We start from the raw sequence: 13757 nt of genomic DNA, 5'->3' as shown, positions 1-13757 counted from the left end.
CAGTGCCGCCCGGCCGCGGGCGCGCGCGTCCGCGGCCCCGCCGCCGGACTGCCCGGCCACGGCTGAGTTTCGTTTGCCACCAGCGCCATCCCTACCCCGACAGCTCGAAGTTTCCGTTGGACCCGTACACGGCCAGCGAGACCAGCAGTGTCACCGACACCACCGCGATGAGCGAGGTGCGCACCGCGTTACCGACCGCGGTTCCGACACCGGACGGACCGCCGGCGGCGAAGAAACCGAAGTAGGTGTGGATCAGCAGGATGGTGATCGCCATGAGGATCGCCTGCAGGAACGACCAGATCAGGTCGATCGGGTTCAGGAAGGTGGCGAAGTAGTGGTCGTAGAGCCCGGAGGACTGCCCGAGGATCACCACGGTGGTGAACCGGCTGGCCAGGAAGGAGGCGATCACCGCGATCGCGTACAGCGGGGTGATGGCGATCATCCCGGCCATGATCCGGGTGCCCACCAGATACGAGATCGGCTCGATCGCAATGGATTCCAGGGCGTCGATCTCCTCGTTGATCCGCATGGCGCCCAGCTGTGCCGTCACCCCGGCGCCGAAGGTCGCCGCCAGCCCGATACCGGCCACCACCGGCGCCGAGATCCGGACATTGATGAACGCGGACAGGAAGCCGGTGAGTGCCTCGATTCCGATATCGCCGAGCGAGCTGTAGCCCTGCACCGCGAGGGTGCCGCCGGTGGCCAGGGTCAGGAAGCTGACGATCACCACCGTGCCGCCGAAGGCTGCCAGTGTGCCCGCGCCCATACTGATCTCGGCGATGAGCCGGATGGTTTCGCGCTTGTACCGCCAGGCCGCCAATGGCGCGAACGCCAGCGCCTTCACATAGAAGATGGCATGGTCACCGACCCGGCCCAGGACGTCCACCGGTTTACGCAACCGGCGGATCAGCAGCGGATACCGAGCCGTCAGGACCTCGGAGGCTGTCATCGGATACCTCCTCTCATCCGGTCGTCAACTGGATGCCGATCGCCGTCACCATCACATTGATGACGAACAGCGACATGAACGCGTAGACCACGGTCTCGTTGACCGCGTTGCCGACCGCCTTCGCACCGCCGGTGACGATGAGCCCGCGATAGCAGGCGACGATCCCGGCGACCAGCCCGAACAGCAGCGCCTTCACCGACGAGATGATGACCTCGTTGATACCGGTGAGCAGGGTGATCCCGGCGACGAAAGCGCCCGGATTCACGTCCTGCACATACACCGAGAAGACGTATCCGCCGAGTACTCCGATGATGCAGACCAGGTTGTTCAACAGGAGCGCGACCAGTCCGGAGGCCAGCATGCGCGGTGTGACCAGTCGCTGCACCGGATCGATCCCGAGCACCTCCATGGCCGCGATCTCCTCCCGGATGGTCCGGGAGCCCAGGTCGGCACACATGGCGGTGGCACCGGATCCGGCCACGATCAGCACTGTCACCATCGGGCCCACCTGGGTCACCGCGCCGAAGGCCGCGCCCGCCCCGGAGAGGTCGGCGGCGCCGAGTTCGCGCAGCAGGATATTGAGCGTGAAGCTGACCAGTACGGTGAAGGGAATCGCCACCAGCAGCGTCGGCACCAGCGAGACGCGCACGATGAACCAGGCCTGTTCGAAGAACTCCCGGGTCTGGAAAGGCCGGCGGAAGGCGAATTTCACCGCGTCCGCGGTCATGGCGAACAGCCCGCCCACGGTCTGGAGCGGTCCGGCGACACGATCTTTGGCCCGGATCCAGACCGGGGTGCGAGTGGTCATCGGAGTCTCACGGTGTCGTGAGCTGTCGCCGGGTCGTTCGGGCGGTCCCCCGGGGGGCCCGGGACCCACCCGGGCAACGAGGAATTCGGCATCGAAGTGCTCCTGTCGAACGATCGACGACTCGGTGGGTGCGCCGGACGGCGGGGCTCCCACCCAGACGGGGCGGCTCCGGACGAGCCGCGATACGACGAGCGGTGTGCCGGGGACGGCTACGGTCAACCCGATGGCTGATGCCGTCTCAGTCGGCGAGCTGTCGCATATCTCGGTGCGAAAATGTCATTCTCGATTTCCAATAGGATGGCATCCGGATTCAGAGAATTCAATACTTGCCGGCAACTTCCCCGGAACGCCCAGGCAGATCGGGCAAACGGTCGCACGGCCGCGACGAAACCCGCGCGAACAGGCAGGATTCCCCCCGCGCGGGGCCGGCGAAACCCGCGCGTCAACCCCCGGGCGACACCCGAGTTGTGAAACTCGACGTTTCAAACCCGCCCGATACCTCGACCCCGAATTGAATTCGCACGAATGCGTACGAAGCACTCTATGAATCGCGCGGACCCGGCATCGGCCCGCGGCCGAAAGAACCGCGGCGCCACCACACGTCGCACCTGCCCGGCCCCGCGACCGGTCGCCCGCTACCGCGCCACTGTCCGGGTCGGATCGACACCACACCGACCCGCCGACCACTCCCGCACCCCGACAACGGGATGCGGAGACCGTGACTCAGACCGCGGGCACCAGATCCGCGCAGAACGGCGCGTACTCCATGGCACCGCTGCGGAAGATCTCACTCGGCGTCACCGCGGTGGGCGAGAGCCCGGCGGCCACCATCGCCTGCGCCTTGAACGCTCGCGCCGCGTAACTGAGCCGGTGCAGCACCGGATCCACGCCGTGATCCTGACCGGCCGGCCAGCCGTCACCCCAGACGACGACCTCGATCCCGCGATCCTCGAGCGCCCGCAGCACACCCTTGCGGGCCCGGCCGTCCCGGCTACAGACGTCGGCGTTGACGGCCAGGGCCTGCGGCAGCCGGCCGGGCACCTCCGTGGCCAGGACGGCGTCGAGTTCCCGCACCTCGGCGCCGAGGATCTTCAACGGCCGGATATCGGAGGGCCGGGCGAGCAGGACGGTCACATCCCAGCCGGCCACCGACCGATCGAACAGCCACCCGCCGGCGAACTGGACCGCATCGGCCACGGTCGCCGCCACCACATCGAGCCGGTACCTCATCACATCTCCTTCGCCGCCAAGTCGCGGGCCAGCGACTCGGTGTAACCGTTGAATACGTCGGCCAGCGGGATCGAACGATCGAGCAGCCATGAGATCTCCATTCCGTTCAAGAAGGCCACGATTTCCACCGCACGCATGCGTGGATCGATATCGCGCCGGTACCGGCCGCTGTCCTGGCCTCTCCGGATCGCCTGGACGACGAGTTCGACGGCCGTATGCCAGCGATCGAGCATCCGATCGTGCAGCGGCGCCTCGGGCATGAGGTTTTCCACGAGCAGCACCACGAAGGTGCCGACCAGCTCCGGATGGCGTTCCATCCGGGTGACCACCTTGCGGATCTCGACCAGGAGGTCACCGCCGATATCGGCGTCTTCGAGATCCTGGGCGTCGCGGGCATCCAGAACGGCGTGCAGCAACTGCTCTTTCGAGGAGAAGTGGTGCAGCAACCCCGCGGAGGTCACTCCGGCCTCACCGGCGATCTGGGCGAGTGTGGTACCGCGCCAGCCGTTACGGGTGAGCAGCCGCTGAGCGACGGCGAGGATACGTTGCCTGCGGTCTTCCCCCTTGGCGAGGAGTGAGGCATAAGGACGAGGAGCTGTCATGGCCCGAACCCCGATCTGACAAACCTAGTGAACACACAGTAGGTTGGTTTCCATCATGTGACAAGGGTTACAGGGAAGTTGCCCCGGTAATGGGCCTTCACAAGCGGATCACGGCAACGACCGAGTCGGAATCCGGCCGCGCACAACCGTTGCGAGACCCGGCGTAAAGCTCTGATGAAAATAACATTCTCGTTGCCCTAGCCGCAGGGTAATGGGCAAATCCGGGCCAAGCCGTAGAACGCCACTCTCGTAATGTGATAATGTCGTTTTCAGCTTGGCGGGTGACCACCCGGGACCCGGCCGCCGGCAGCACCGATCCGCCGATGCCACCGGTCATAGGTAATCGGCATGACACCGCGACGGCAACGGCGTCCCGGGACCACGACCGCCGACGGCAGATTCGCGAATCAAACGATCCATTGGAGGGTCACGATGCCGACTTCGCCCAGCAGTGCCCAGCTCTACCCGCCGCAGGGTTTCGGTCCGCCGAAGGATCGCCGGGGCCACGCCGAGGGCACACTCGGACTCCCCGCCGGCACCGAGGTCTTCTCCGCCGACAACCACATCTCCCTCGCGGACGACATCTTCTACGAGCGGTTCCCCGAGGAGCTCCGGGACAAGGCACCCCGGGTGTGGTACGAGGACGGCGCGTACCAGATCGGCCGCAAGGGAAAGTCCTTTCTGCCCGGTGATTTCAGCCGGGTGCTGATGCAGTACGACCCCCTCGCCGGCTCGGGTAGCACCAACCTCGAGGCCCGGGTGGCGGATCTGCGCGCCGACGGAATCGACAAGGAACTGGCCTTCCCCAATTCGCTGCTGGCGCTGCTCTTCTATCCGGACAAGGCGGTCCGGGAGCGCTGTTTCCGCATCTACAACGAGTACATCGCCGAGGTGCAGGAGCGCTCCGGCGGCACGTTGTACGGCGTCGGCCTGATCAACTGGTGGGACGCCGACGGAACGCGCCGCACCCTGACCGAACTGAAAGGCCTCGGTCTCAGAACGTTCCTGCTGCCGCTGTCGGCCGGTAAGGACGACGAGGGCAATGTCATCGACTACGGCAGCACCTCGATGATCGGCGTCTGGGACGCCATCGAGGAATCCGGAGTGCCGGTATCGCACCATATCGGCGAATCTCCGCTGTCCGCCCCGTGCGAGGTGAACAGCGTGGTGGTCGGCATGATGCACAATGTGGCTCCCTTCCGGGAGCTGTTCTCCAAGTATCTCTTCAGCGGCATCATCGACCGGCATCCGGGTCTGCAGATCGGCTGGTTCGAGGGCGGGATCAACTGGGTCGCCGCGGCACTGCAGGACGCCGAGCACATGAACGCGTCCTACCGGCACATGTACAACCGCCCGATCGACCACGATGTGCGCTACTACTGGCAGAACCATATGCGCGCCTCGTTCATGGTGGATCCGCTGGGTCTGGCCGTCATCGACCGGATCGGGGTCGACCGGGTGATGTGGTCCTCGGACTATCCGCACAACGAGAGCACCTTCGGCTACTCCGAGCAGTCGCTGGCCGCGGTCGTCGAAGCGGTCGGTCCCGAGGACGCCGCACGCATCGTGAGCGGCAACATCAAGGAATTCCTGGGTGTCTAGACAGGGCCGCAGCGCCGAGGGCGAGAAGGACCGTTACCGATGACCGCATTTCCCGCGACCACCGCGGCGATCGATATACCCGACCTCCCCGACCGTGCCCGGATGCGCCGGGAGACCGGGGCCCGGCTGCGTTCGGCCATGGCCGAACGCGGTGTCGACGCGGCGATCCTGCTGCTGAACAACAATGTCGTCTACGCGACCGGCGCCAATTGGCCGCTCGGCGACGCCGGGCTCGCCCATGTCGAGCGACCGGTCGCCGTGGTCACCGTGCACGACGAATGGCCGCATCTGTTCCTGCCCTTCCGGGCCGGTGCCGCGGCCGAATCCGAACTGCCCGAGGACCATGTGCATCCGCCGGTGTATCTCGAATTCGACGAGGGCGTCACGGATTTCGCACGGAAGCTGGCCGAGCTGGTGCCCGCCGGCGCCACCTTCGCGGTGGACGAGTACACCGGCGCCATGCTGCGGGCGCGCGACCGGCTCTTCCCGGGCGGGAAACCGGTGGACGCCGCCACGGTCATCGGCCCGGCCAAACTGATCAAAACGGCCGACGAGCTGTCCTGTATCCGCAAGGCCTGCCGGATCACCGAGGAAGCCATCGTCGACATCCACACCGGCCTGGCGCCCGGGCAACGCCAGATCGACCTGTCCGCGCGGTTCGTGCGGCGCGCGTTCGAGCTCGGCGCCACCGCCACCATGCTCGACGCCATCTGGCAGGTCATGCCGGAAACCAAGGCCGACGGTGTCTGGACCAAGCACGGTGATCTCGCGCTGCCGCTGCTCACCACCGAACGGGAACTCGCGGCCGGCGATGTGCTGTGGACCGATGTCAGCATCACCTACAACGGCTACTGCTCGGATTTCGGCCGCACCTGGATCGTCGGGCAGGATCCGACACCGCGCCAGCAGGCGCAGTACCGCAAGTGGCGGGAGATCCTGGACGCGGTCCTCGCGCAGATCCGGCCCGGCGCGACCGCGGCCCGGCTCGGCGCGGCGGCCACCGCGGCGGCCGGCGGACAGCGGCCCTGGCTCCCCCATTTCTATATTTCGCACGGTATCGGCGTGAGCGCCGCCGAGGTGCCGATGATCGGCACCGATCTCGGCGCCGAATTCGACGAGAACTTCGTGCTCCGACCCGGCATGGTGCTGGTCCTCGAACCCGTGGTGTGGGAGGACGGCACCGGCGGCTACCGCAGTGAGGAGATCGTGGTGGTTACCGACGGAGGCTTCGCGCCTCTCACCGACTACACCTATGCCCCCTATGGCGATTGAGATCCTGCCGGACGATCGCGCGCTGCGGGTGGGCCGCCGCGAGCGCGTGCTGGCACAGATGCACGCCCACGACCTCGATGTGCTCATCGCCGGACGGCAGGCCAATGCCCGCTATCTCTCCGGCGCGCCCCAGCTGTGGGTGGCCGGCACCCGTCCGTTCGGGCCGGTGGCCCTGCTCGTGCGGCGCACCGGCGCGGTCCATCTGCACAGCACCTGGGACGAGGGGATCCCCGAGGACATCCCGCACGAGAACCTCTACGAGACCATGTGGGATCCCCGCAATCTCGCCGCGGTGCTGCGGGAAATCGAAGGCGCGGCCGACGCCCGGCGGGTGGGGACCGATGCGCTCTCCCCCGGGTTCGCCGAACTGCTGCCCACTGCCTTCCCGAATGCCGAGATCGTCGACGGTGAACTGGCCTTCCGCGCGGCCCGGCGGATCAAGACCGCGGACGAGATCGACACCCTGCGCGCCGGCCTGCGGGTCGCCGAACAGGGGCTCGCCGCCGGGCTGGCCGAACTCGCGCCCGGGGTCACCGAACAGAGTCTGGCCGGGATACTGCTGGAAGCCTGCGCGGCGGGCGGGGTGAGCACCCCCGCCACGCAGGACGCGGCGTGGGTGACCGCCCGGGACCATCCGTGGCGGCGGGCCACCGCGGATCGGCGCGTCCAGGAAGGTGACCTGGTCGCCTTCTCCTCCGGTGTCCTCGCCGACGGATATATCGGTGAGGTCGGGCGCACCTGGCCGGTCGGGCCGGTGACTCCGGCGACGGAGAAACTCTACGGTCGCTGGAACCGGCTGTGGGACCGTCTTGTCGCGGCCTGCCGGCCGGGCGCGCCCGCGGCCGGACTGCTCGACGCCTATCTCTCCGCCGGCGAGCCGCTCCCGGCCCTGCCGGTGGCCCGCGGTCTCGGTATGGGTTTCGACCCGCCGGTCGTCGCGCCCGCCCTGCGGCGCACCGCGGAGGCCGAAATCCTCGAGCCCGGCATGGTGCTCGCCGTGACCGGTTACGTCTGGGCCGAAGGCGTCGGCGCGGTGTTCGGCCGCGACGCCGTGCTCATCGAGGCCGACGGCCCGCAGATCCTGACCTCGAGCCCACACTGGGAGCCGTGATGACCACCCGTACCCCCGGCAATGGAGTCCACGCCGACGACGAAGGGGACGCCCGCCCGGCGGGCACCGGGCAGCCGAGCGCCGAGGAGATCATCCGGTACTCGAAAGACCCCGCGACCCGCATCGCGACCATCACCTTCGACCGCCCCGATCAGCTCAATGCCCCGACCATGGATGCCCGCCTGCGCTACGGCGATCTGATCCACCGGGCGAGTATCGACGACGAGGTCAAGGTGCTGGTGATCCGGGGCGCGGGGGACGATTTCGGATCCGGCGCCGACCTGGGCGAGTTCATGGCGGTACAGAACGACCCGGATCAGGGACCGCGGCTGCGCGAATACAAGATCGGGCCCGATGAGGTCAGGTATCCGCCCGCGGGGTCGTTCCGGCACGGCGCCAACATCAGCCAGTGGTATGCCAACGCCCAGGCGGGCTGCCGCAGCCTGCAGGAGTTCAAGAAGATCAGCATCGTCGAGGTCAAGGGCTACTGCTACGGCTGGCACTTCTACCAGGCCGCCGACGCCGATCTGGTGATCTCCGCCGACGACGCGCTGTTCGGGCATCCGTCGTTCCGCTACTACGGCTGGGGGCCGCGGATGTGGACCTGGGCGCAGACCATGGGCCTGCGCAAGTTTCAGGAGATGGTGTTCACCGGACGGCCCTTCTCGGCCGCGGAGATGGCCGAGTGCAACTTCCTCAACAGTGTCGTACCCCGGGCGGATCTCGAGGCCGAGACCGATAAATACGCGCTGGCCTGCGCCCGCAACCGGCCCACGGACACGGTGTTCATGCAGAAGGTCTTCTTCGAGATCATGAAACAGCAGCAGGGCGAGTACATGGGCAGCCTGCTCAGCGGTTTCTTCGAATCCATGGGCGGCCATATCCACGCCGACGACAACGATCTGATGCTGGACAACGCCTTCGACGGCGGCCTGAACAATTCGGTCAAGGACAACGACAGCCGGTTCCCGCCGGAATTCCGGCTCAGCAGGTCGGGCCGCCGCAAGAAGCAATAGCCGAGCGCGTCCGCGTTCCCCCGGGGGATCGACCGCACCGGCCCGGGCGTGCCGGTGTGCTGCACCCGCACCACAGTGCGGGTGCAGCGTGGTCTCCGGGGCTTTCGCCACGCCCGCAGTCCCGGCACAGGAATCGAGAGTGTTATGACAGCGAATCGGATCGAGCGTCGATACGGTCCCCCGGAAACGTCGCCACTGGCCGATTACATCGTGGTCGATCTGTCGAGCGGGATCGCCGGCGCGTACTGCACCAAACTCCTCGCCGATGCCGGGGCCCGGGTGATCGCGATCGAACCGCCGGAGGGCAACCCGCTGCGCCGCCGATCGGTCTCCGGAGCGGTCGTCGAGGACGGCGCCGACGGCGCGCTCTTCCGTTTCCTGGCCGGCCGCTCCCACAGCGTGGTGGCCGACCCGCACAGCGCCGCGGACCGCGACCTGCTCGACCGGCTGCTCGCGGGCGCCGACGCGGTGGTCTGGTCCCCCGGACCCGGCACCGCCGACCGGCCCGGGCACACGCCCACCGCCCTGCGCGACCGCCACCCCCATCTCGTCGTCACCACGATCACGCCGTTCGGCCTGGACGGCCCGTGGGCCGGGCGCCCCGCCACCGAATTCACCTTGCAGGCCTGGTCGGGCGGTATCGTCGGCCTCGGCCGCGGGGCCCCGGACCGGGCGCCGCTGCACATCGGCGGCGATGTCGGCGAATGGTTCGCCGGCGCGCACGCGGCGGCCGCGCTGCTCACCGCCCGGCACCGCAGCCTCGCCACGGGCACCGGGGAACTGGTCGATCTGTCGATGCTGGAAACCCAGATCCTCGGGCTCTCCTACTATCCGGTGTCGTTCTACGAGACGCTGAACCGCCCGTTCCGCACCCAGCGCCGGCTGAGCCGACCGGGAGTGGCCACGGCCGCCGACGGCCTGATCGCGGTGGGGTGCGGTACCGCGCAGCAGTGGTTCGATCTGTGCGTCATGGTCGGGCATCCCGAGTGGATCGAGGAGGACCCGACTCCCGCCATCACCGAACGCACCAACGAGAAAGCCGACGAGATCGCGGCCTGGTTCGCGGCGCACAAGGTGGACGAGATCCAGGAACTGGCCACGGCTTTCCGGATCCCGAACAGTCCGGTGGCCGACGGTGCCACGGTCACCGAGCTGGACCAGCATCGTGCCCGGGACTTCTTCACGGTCCAGCCGGGCGGCGGATTCGTCCGCCCCGGGCCCCCGTTCCGGTCCCGGCCGGCGCTGTTGCGCGAACCGGCCGCGGCGCCGCGGCTGGGCGAGCACACCGAGCGGTACCGCGACGCCGGGTTACCCGCCCGCGTGACCCCGGCCGGCGCCGCCCCCGCGCGACCGCTTCCGTTCCAGGGTCTGCGGGTGCTCGATATGACCACGTTCTGGGCGGGCCCGTCGTGCACCCACTTCCTCGCGATGCAGGGCGCCGAGGTGATCCATGTCGAATCGGCCCAGCGTCCCGACGGGACCAGGCTCATCGCGGGTGTGCCGATCACCGAGGACCGGTGGTGGGAGAAGTCGGGCATCTTCACCGGGCTCAACACCGGCAAGCGCGGGATCACCGTCGATTTCCGGGAGCCGGCCGGTCGCGAGATCCTGCGCCGGCTCGTCGCCACCTGCGATGTGATCGTGGAGAACTACACGCCGCGGGTGATCGAGCAGATCGGTCTCGACTGGGACACCGTGCGAACGCTGCGCCCCGACGCCGTCATGGTGCGGATGCCGGGTTTCGGGCTCGACGGCCCCTGGCGGGACAACCCCGCCTTCGCCTATGTGATCGAGGACGCCTCCGGGCTCACCGCGCGCACCGGGTACCCGGACCAGAACCCGGTCGAGCCCTACAGCCTCGGCGACCCGAACGCCGGCGTGCACGCCCTGATCGCCCTGCTGCTGGCCCTGGAGCACCGGCGTCGCACCGGTGCGGGCGTGCTGGTGGAGGCGGCCATGGTCGACGCGGCCCTGAACATCACCGCCGAGCAGGTCATCGAATACTCCGCGTACGGCGCGCTGCTGGAACGGTCCGGCAACCGGGGCCCGCACGCCGCGCCGCAGAACCTCTACCGGGCCGCCGGACTCGACGAATTCGGCAGGCCCGACAACTGGATCGCCCTGGCCGTCGCCACCGACGAGCAGTGGACCGCGCTCGTCGAGATCCTGGGGCGGCCCGGATGGGCGACCGATCCCGGTCTGCGTACGGCCGCGGGCCGCCGGGCCCAGCACGACACCATCGACGAACACCTCGCGCTCTGGTTCGCCGACCAGGAGGCCGGTGCGGTCGTCGCCCGCCTCTGGGACGCCGGGATACCTGCGGCCGAGGTACTACAGCCGCACCGGCAGTCGGAGATCCCCCAGCTGCACCATCGCGAATTCTTCGAACCCGTCGCGCATCCGGTCAATCCGACCGCGCGGCACAGCACGGTCCCGGCCCGCTATTCCGCCGGACCGGACCGCTACCACCGCGCCCACGCTCCACTGCTCGGTCAGGACAATCACGCGGTACTGGCCGAACTCGGATACCGCCCGGAGGAGGTGGCTGCGCTCGAACGCGACGGAGTGGTGGGCGGGGTACCGCACTTCTTCCGATAATTTGACAATATGCTGTCATATCGACAGAATGTTGTCATGACTCCGAGAATTGTGCACGTGGCCGTCTTCGACACCCTCGCCGACTGGGAGGTCGGCGCGGCGACCGCGCACATCAACAACGACGCCTGGCATCGCGCACCGGGCGCCCACCGCACCCGCACCGTCGGCCTGAGCACCGATCCCGTCACCACGATGGGCGGCATGCGGATCGTGCCCGATACCACGCTTGCCGAGCTGACCCCGGCCGACAGCGCCATGCTCATCCTCCCGGGCGCCACCGGCTGGGAGCTGGGCGAACTGGATGCCTTCGCCGGGAAAGCCCGCGAATTCGCCGCGGCCGGCGTCCCGGTCGCCGCGATCTGCGGCGCGACCTTCGGCCTGGCGCGGGCGGGCCTGCTCGACGATCGCCGGCACACCAGTAATGTCGCCGAATTCCTGGCGGCCAGCGGATACGCGGGCGGCGACCACTACGTCGACGAACCCGCGGTCACCGATCGCGGGGTGATCACCGCCAATTCCACCGCGCCCTTCGAGTTCGCGCGTGAAGTGCTGGCCGCCCTGGAGATCTACGAACCCGAGGTGCTCGACGGCTGGTACCGCCTCTTCAGCAAGGGTGATCCGGCCGGCTACGCGGCCCTGGCGGAGTACGAAGCGCGGCAGGCGGCGGTCTGAGGCACGGTGCAGAATTCCGAACAGGAGCTGTTCAGCACGGCCGCCATCACCTCGTTCCGGCTCAACGGCCAGTTCCTCGCGATCGCCGAGAACCTGGCCGGGCCGGCCGGACTCACCGCCGCCTGGTGGCAGGTGCTGGGCGCCGTACTGCACGAACCGCTCCCGGTGGCCGGTATCGCCCGGGCAATGGGCGTCACCCGGCAGGGGGTGCAGCGGATCGCCGATCTGCTGGTGGAACGCGGTCTCGCGGAATACCGGCCGAATCCGGCGCACCGCCGCGCCAAACTGGTCGCGATCACCGAGGCCGGGCACGCGGCCGTCGCCCGGATCACGCCCCGGCACGCGGAGTTCGCCGCCCGGCTCGCGGCCGAACTCGGGGTCGAGCGGCTGACGGAGATCGTGGCCGCGCTCACCGATCTCTCCGCGGCGGTAACGGTGCTCGAGCCGCCGGAATGAGCCGGCCTCGTACGGGACCGCTCAGATCCCGGCGAGCCGGCGCACGACCGATAGCGGCAGCACCTTCATCGCGTAGGCCAGTGGCACCCACGGCCACGCCGGACAGTAGGCCTTGAAGCGCCGCTTCTCGATCGCCGAAACCATGGAACGGACACCGGTGCGGGTATCGACCAGGAATGTGGGCGGATGCGCGGCCTTGTCGTTCATCTCCGAGGCGATATAGCCCGGGTAGATGATCGACACGTCCACCCCGGGGACCCGCTCCGCGGCGATACCCTCGGCCAGCGCGGCCACCCCGGCCTTGCTGGCGGCATAGGCGGTCATCGTCTTGGGCATACCGCGCACCGCGGAGATCGAGGAGATCACCACGAGGTGCCCGGCGCCCTGTGCGCGGAAGATCTTCATGGCCGCCTCGATCTGGGCCATGGCGCCGAGGAAATTGGTCTGGACGGTCTGCCGGTTGGGTCGGTCGCCGCCCTTCCCGAACGGCACCCCTTTGCCGAGCCCGGCATTGACGATCACCCGGTCGATTCGGCCGAGATCGGCGGCGAATTCGTCGAACACCGTCGGGACGGCCTCGAAATCGGTGACGTCCAGCGCCGCGACCCGCACCCGCACCCGGGGATGGGCCGCCGCGATCTCCGCCGCGAGGTCGTCGAGGCGCTCGGTGCGGCGCGCGCAGAGGGCCAGGTCGTAGCCGAGAGCGGCGAACTGCCGGGCCATTTCGGCGCCCAGACCGGAGCTCGCGCCGGTGATGAGGATCGAACCAGTGCCCACTGTGCTGAATCTCCTGCGGTCGGGCCGGCACCGGGACCGGTGCGGCGATGAGCGGCGGGTGTCCCGAGCCTAACGGCTACGAGGGCGCCTGCCCGCAGTTCGGCACCGAGCCGGCCGAGCTCAGCGGGCGGCCCGGATCCGTTGCGACGCCGGAGCCACGAACGGGGTGAGGGCCTGTTCTATCTGCTGATGCGAGGGCCGGCTGTACCGGCGTCCCGGGAGCCCGTCCTCGGGTGCGCTGGCGGCCGCGCGGCACGGATCGATCTGCGCGGCAGCGGGATCCGTACCGAACTCGTCGCCGGTGATCTCCATCGAGGCCAGCCGGCTACCGGTACGGGCCTCGTACACGGTGAGGCGATAGACCGCCGTGAAGAGGTTGAGCGTCCGGCCCACCGGCTGCCCGGGCGCGGGCGGGTACTGGCAGGTGCGCACGAGCCCCCCACGGCGTTCCTGACCCACGCACGCGACCAACTGCACCGCGGCGGAATCGATCGGACGCCAGACCGCGGAGGGCCCGAACGCGGTGTACTCGGGCAGGTCCCCGCCGAGATACACCGGACTGGGCCCGGCCGCCGAATAGGGCGCGGCGGCGGGATTGCCTTCGCCGCCCGCGCACAGCGCACCGTATTCGGTCACATCGAACCGGGCGAAACCGGACGCTGCG

The 13757-nt window shown here is 68.7% G+C and carries 13 protein-coding genes; 7 read left to right on the top strand and 6 right to left on the bottom strand.

Annotated elements, in window-relative coordinates:
• Window positions 1-91: 91 nt before the first annotated feature.
• The 4 genes from ON38_RS02700 to ON38_RS02685 form a co-directional block, all read right to left on the bottom strand.
• Window positions 92-949 carry an MlaE family ABC transporter permease gene (locus ON38_RS02700; RefSeq protein ID WP_039822074.1) on the bottom strand — a complete coding sequence of 286 codons (858 nt, stop codon included), beginning with the start codon at window positions 947-949 and terminating at the stop codon, window positions 92-94.
• Between the two features lie 13 nt (window positions 950-962).
• On the bottom strand, window positions 963-1757 hold the full coding sequence (locus ON38_RS02695; protein ID WP_051164294.1) for an MlaE family ABC transporter permease: 795 nt from the start codon (window positions 1755-1757) through the stop codon (window positions 963-965).
• 723 nt (window positions 1758-2480) lie between these two features.
• Window positions 2481-2987, bottom strand: coding sequence for a hypothetical protein (locus ON38_RS02690; RefSeq protein ID WP_039822080.1), 507 nt, complete (start codon window positions 2985-2987; stop codon window positions 2481-2483).
• Entirely contained in the window at window positions 2987-3589 is a 603-nt protein-coding gene (locus ON38_RS02685; protein ID WP_039822072.1) for a TetR/AcrR family transcriptional regulator, read from the bottom strand. The genes ON38_RS02690 and ON38_RS02685 overlap by 1 nt, the downstream gene beginning before the upstream one ends.
• 432 nt (window positions 3590-4021) lie before the next feature.
• Between ON38_RS02685 and ON38_RS02680 the strand changes: the two genes are divergently transcribed.
• The 7 genes from ON38_RS02680 to ON38_RS02650 all read left to right on the top strand — a co-directional run bounded on the left by ON38_RS02680 (window position 4022) and on the right by ON38_RS02650 (window position 12316).
• Window positions 4022-5191 (top strand): amidohydrolase family protein, encoded by a 1170-nt coding sequence (locus ON38_RS02680; protein ID WP_039822071.1) that lies wholly within the window; start codon window positions 4022-4024, stop codon window positions 5189-5191.
• 39 nt (window positions 5192-5230) lie between these two features.
• A complete protein-coding gene (locus ON38_RS02675) occupies window positions 5231-6463 on the top strand; it encodes a M24 family metallopeptidase (protein WP_039822070.1) in 1233 nt (410 codons plus the stop codon).
• Window positions 6453-7574, top strand: coding sequence for a M24 family metallopeptidase (locus tag ON38_RS02670; RefSeq protein WP_039822068.1), 1122 nt, complete (start codon window positions 6453-6455; stop codon window positions 7572-7574). Before ON38_RS02675 ends, ON38_RS02670 begins: the two co-directional genes overlap by 11 nt.
• Window positions 7574-8590, top strand: a complete 1017-nt coding sequence (locus tag ON38_RS02665) for an enoyl-CoA hydratase/isomerase family protein (RefSeq protein ID WP_083872151.1) — start codon at window positions 7574-7576, stop codon at window positions 8588-8590. Before ON38_RS02670 ends, ON38_RS02665 begins: the two co-directional genes overlap by 1 nt.
• A gap of 144 nt (window positions 8591-8734) precedes the next feature.
• A complete protein-coding gene (locus ON38_RS02660; protein ID WP_051164293.1) occupies window positions 8735-11188 on the top strand; it encodes a CaiB/BaiF CoA-transferase family protein in 2454 nt (817 codons plus the stop codon).
• Window positions 11189-11224: 36 nt separating this feature from the next.
• Window positions 11225-11860, top strand: coding sequence for a type 1 glutamine amidotransferase family protein (locus ON38_RS02655; protein WP_039822067.1), 636 nt, complete (start codon window positions 11225-11227; stop codon window positions 11858-11860).
• Window positions 11861-11866: 6 nt separating this feature from the next.
• Window positions 11867-12316 carry a MarR family winged helix-turn-helix transcriptional regulator gene (locus ON38_RS02650; protein WP_039822065.1) on the top strand — a complete coding sequence of 150 codons (450 nt, stop codon included), beginning with the start codon at window positions 11867-11869 and terminating at the stop codon, window positions 12314-12316.
• Window positions 12317-12337: 21 nt separating this feature from the next.
• Here the strand turns inward: ON38_RS02650 and ON38_RS02645 are convergent, their stop codons facing one another.
• Both ON38_RS02645 and ON38_RS33890 read right to left on the bottom strand, forming a co-directional pair.
• Complete coding sequence (locus ON38_RS02645; protein WP_039822063.1) at window positions 12338-13093, bottom strand: SDR family oxidoreductase; 756 nt, start codon at window positions 13091-13093, stop codon at window positions 12338-12340.
• Between the two features lie 120 nt (window positions 13094-13213).
• Window positions 13214-13757, bottom strand: a 544-nt coding sequence (locus tag ON38_RS33890; protein WP_051164292.1) for a hypothetical protein, incomplete at its 5' end; no start/stop codon positions are given.

Origin of the sequence: Nocardia testacea NBRC 100365 (genome assembly GCF_000308775.1) — a bacterium.
GTDB lineage: Bacteria > Actinomycetota > Actinomycetes > Mycobacteriales > Mycobacteriaceae > Nocardia > Nocardia testacea.
The sequence above is the reverse complement of the archived record's forward strand: the minus strand, read 5'-3'. Positions and strand labels throughout refer to the sequence as shown.

Coding starts and splice junctions, on each gene's coding strand:
- ON38_RS02690 (WP_039822080.1), bottom strand. CDS start 2,987: ATGAGGTACCGGCTCGATGTGGTGGCGGCGACCGTGGCCGATGCGGTC.
- ON38_RS02665 (WP_083872151.1), top strand. CDS start 7,574: ATGACCACCCGTACCCCCGGCAATGGAGTCCACGCCGACGACGAAGGG.
- ON38_RS02680 (WP_039822071.1), top strand. CDS start 4,022: ATGCCGACTTCGCCCAGCAGTGCCCAGCTCTACCCGCCGCAGGGTTTC.
- ON38_RS02685 (WP_039822072.1), bottom strand. CDS start 3,589: ATGACAGCTCCTCGTCCTTATGCCTCACTCCTCGCCAAGGGGGAAGAC.
- ON38_RS02695 (WP_051164294.1), bottom strand. CDS start 1,757: ATGACCACTCGCACCCCGGTCTGGATCCGGGCCAAAGATCGTGTCGCC.
- ON38_RS02700 (WP_039822074.1), bottom strand. CDS start 949: ATGACAGCCTCCGAGGTCCTGACGGCTCGGTATCCGCTGCTGATCCGC.
- ON38_RS02660 (WP_051164293.1), top strand. CDS start 8,735: ATGACAGCGAATCGGATCGAGCGTCGATACGGTCCCCCGGAAACGTCG.
- ON38_RS02675 (WP_039822070.1), top strand. CDS start 5,231: ATGACCGCATTTCCCGCGACCACCGCGGCGATCGATATACCCGACCTC.
- ON38_RS02670 (WP_039822068.1), top strand. CDS start 6,453: ATGGCGATTGAGATCCTGCCGGACGATCGCGCGCTGCGGGTGGGCCGC.
- ON38_RS02655 (WP_039822067.1), top strand. CDS start 11,225: ATGACTCCGAGAATTGTGCACGTGGCCGTCTTCGACACCCTCGCCGAC.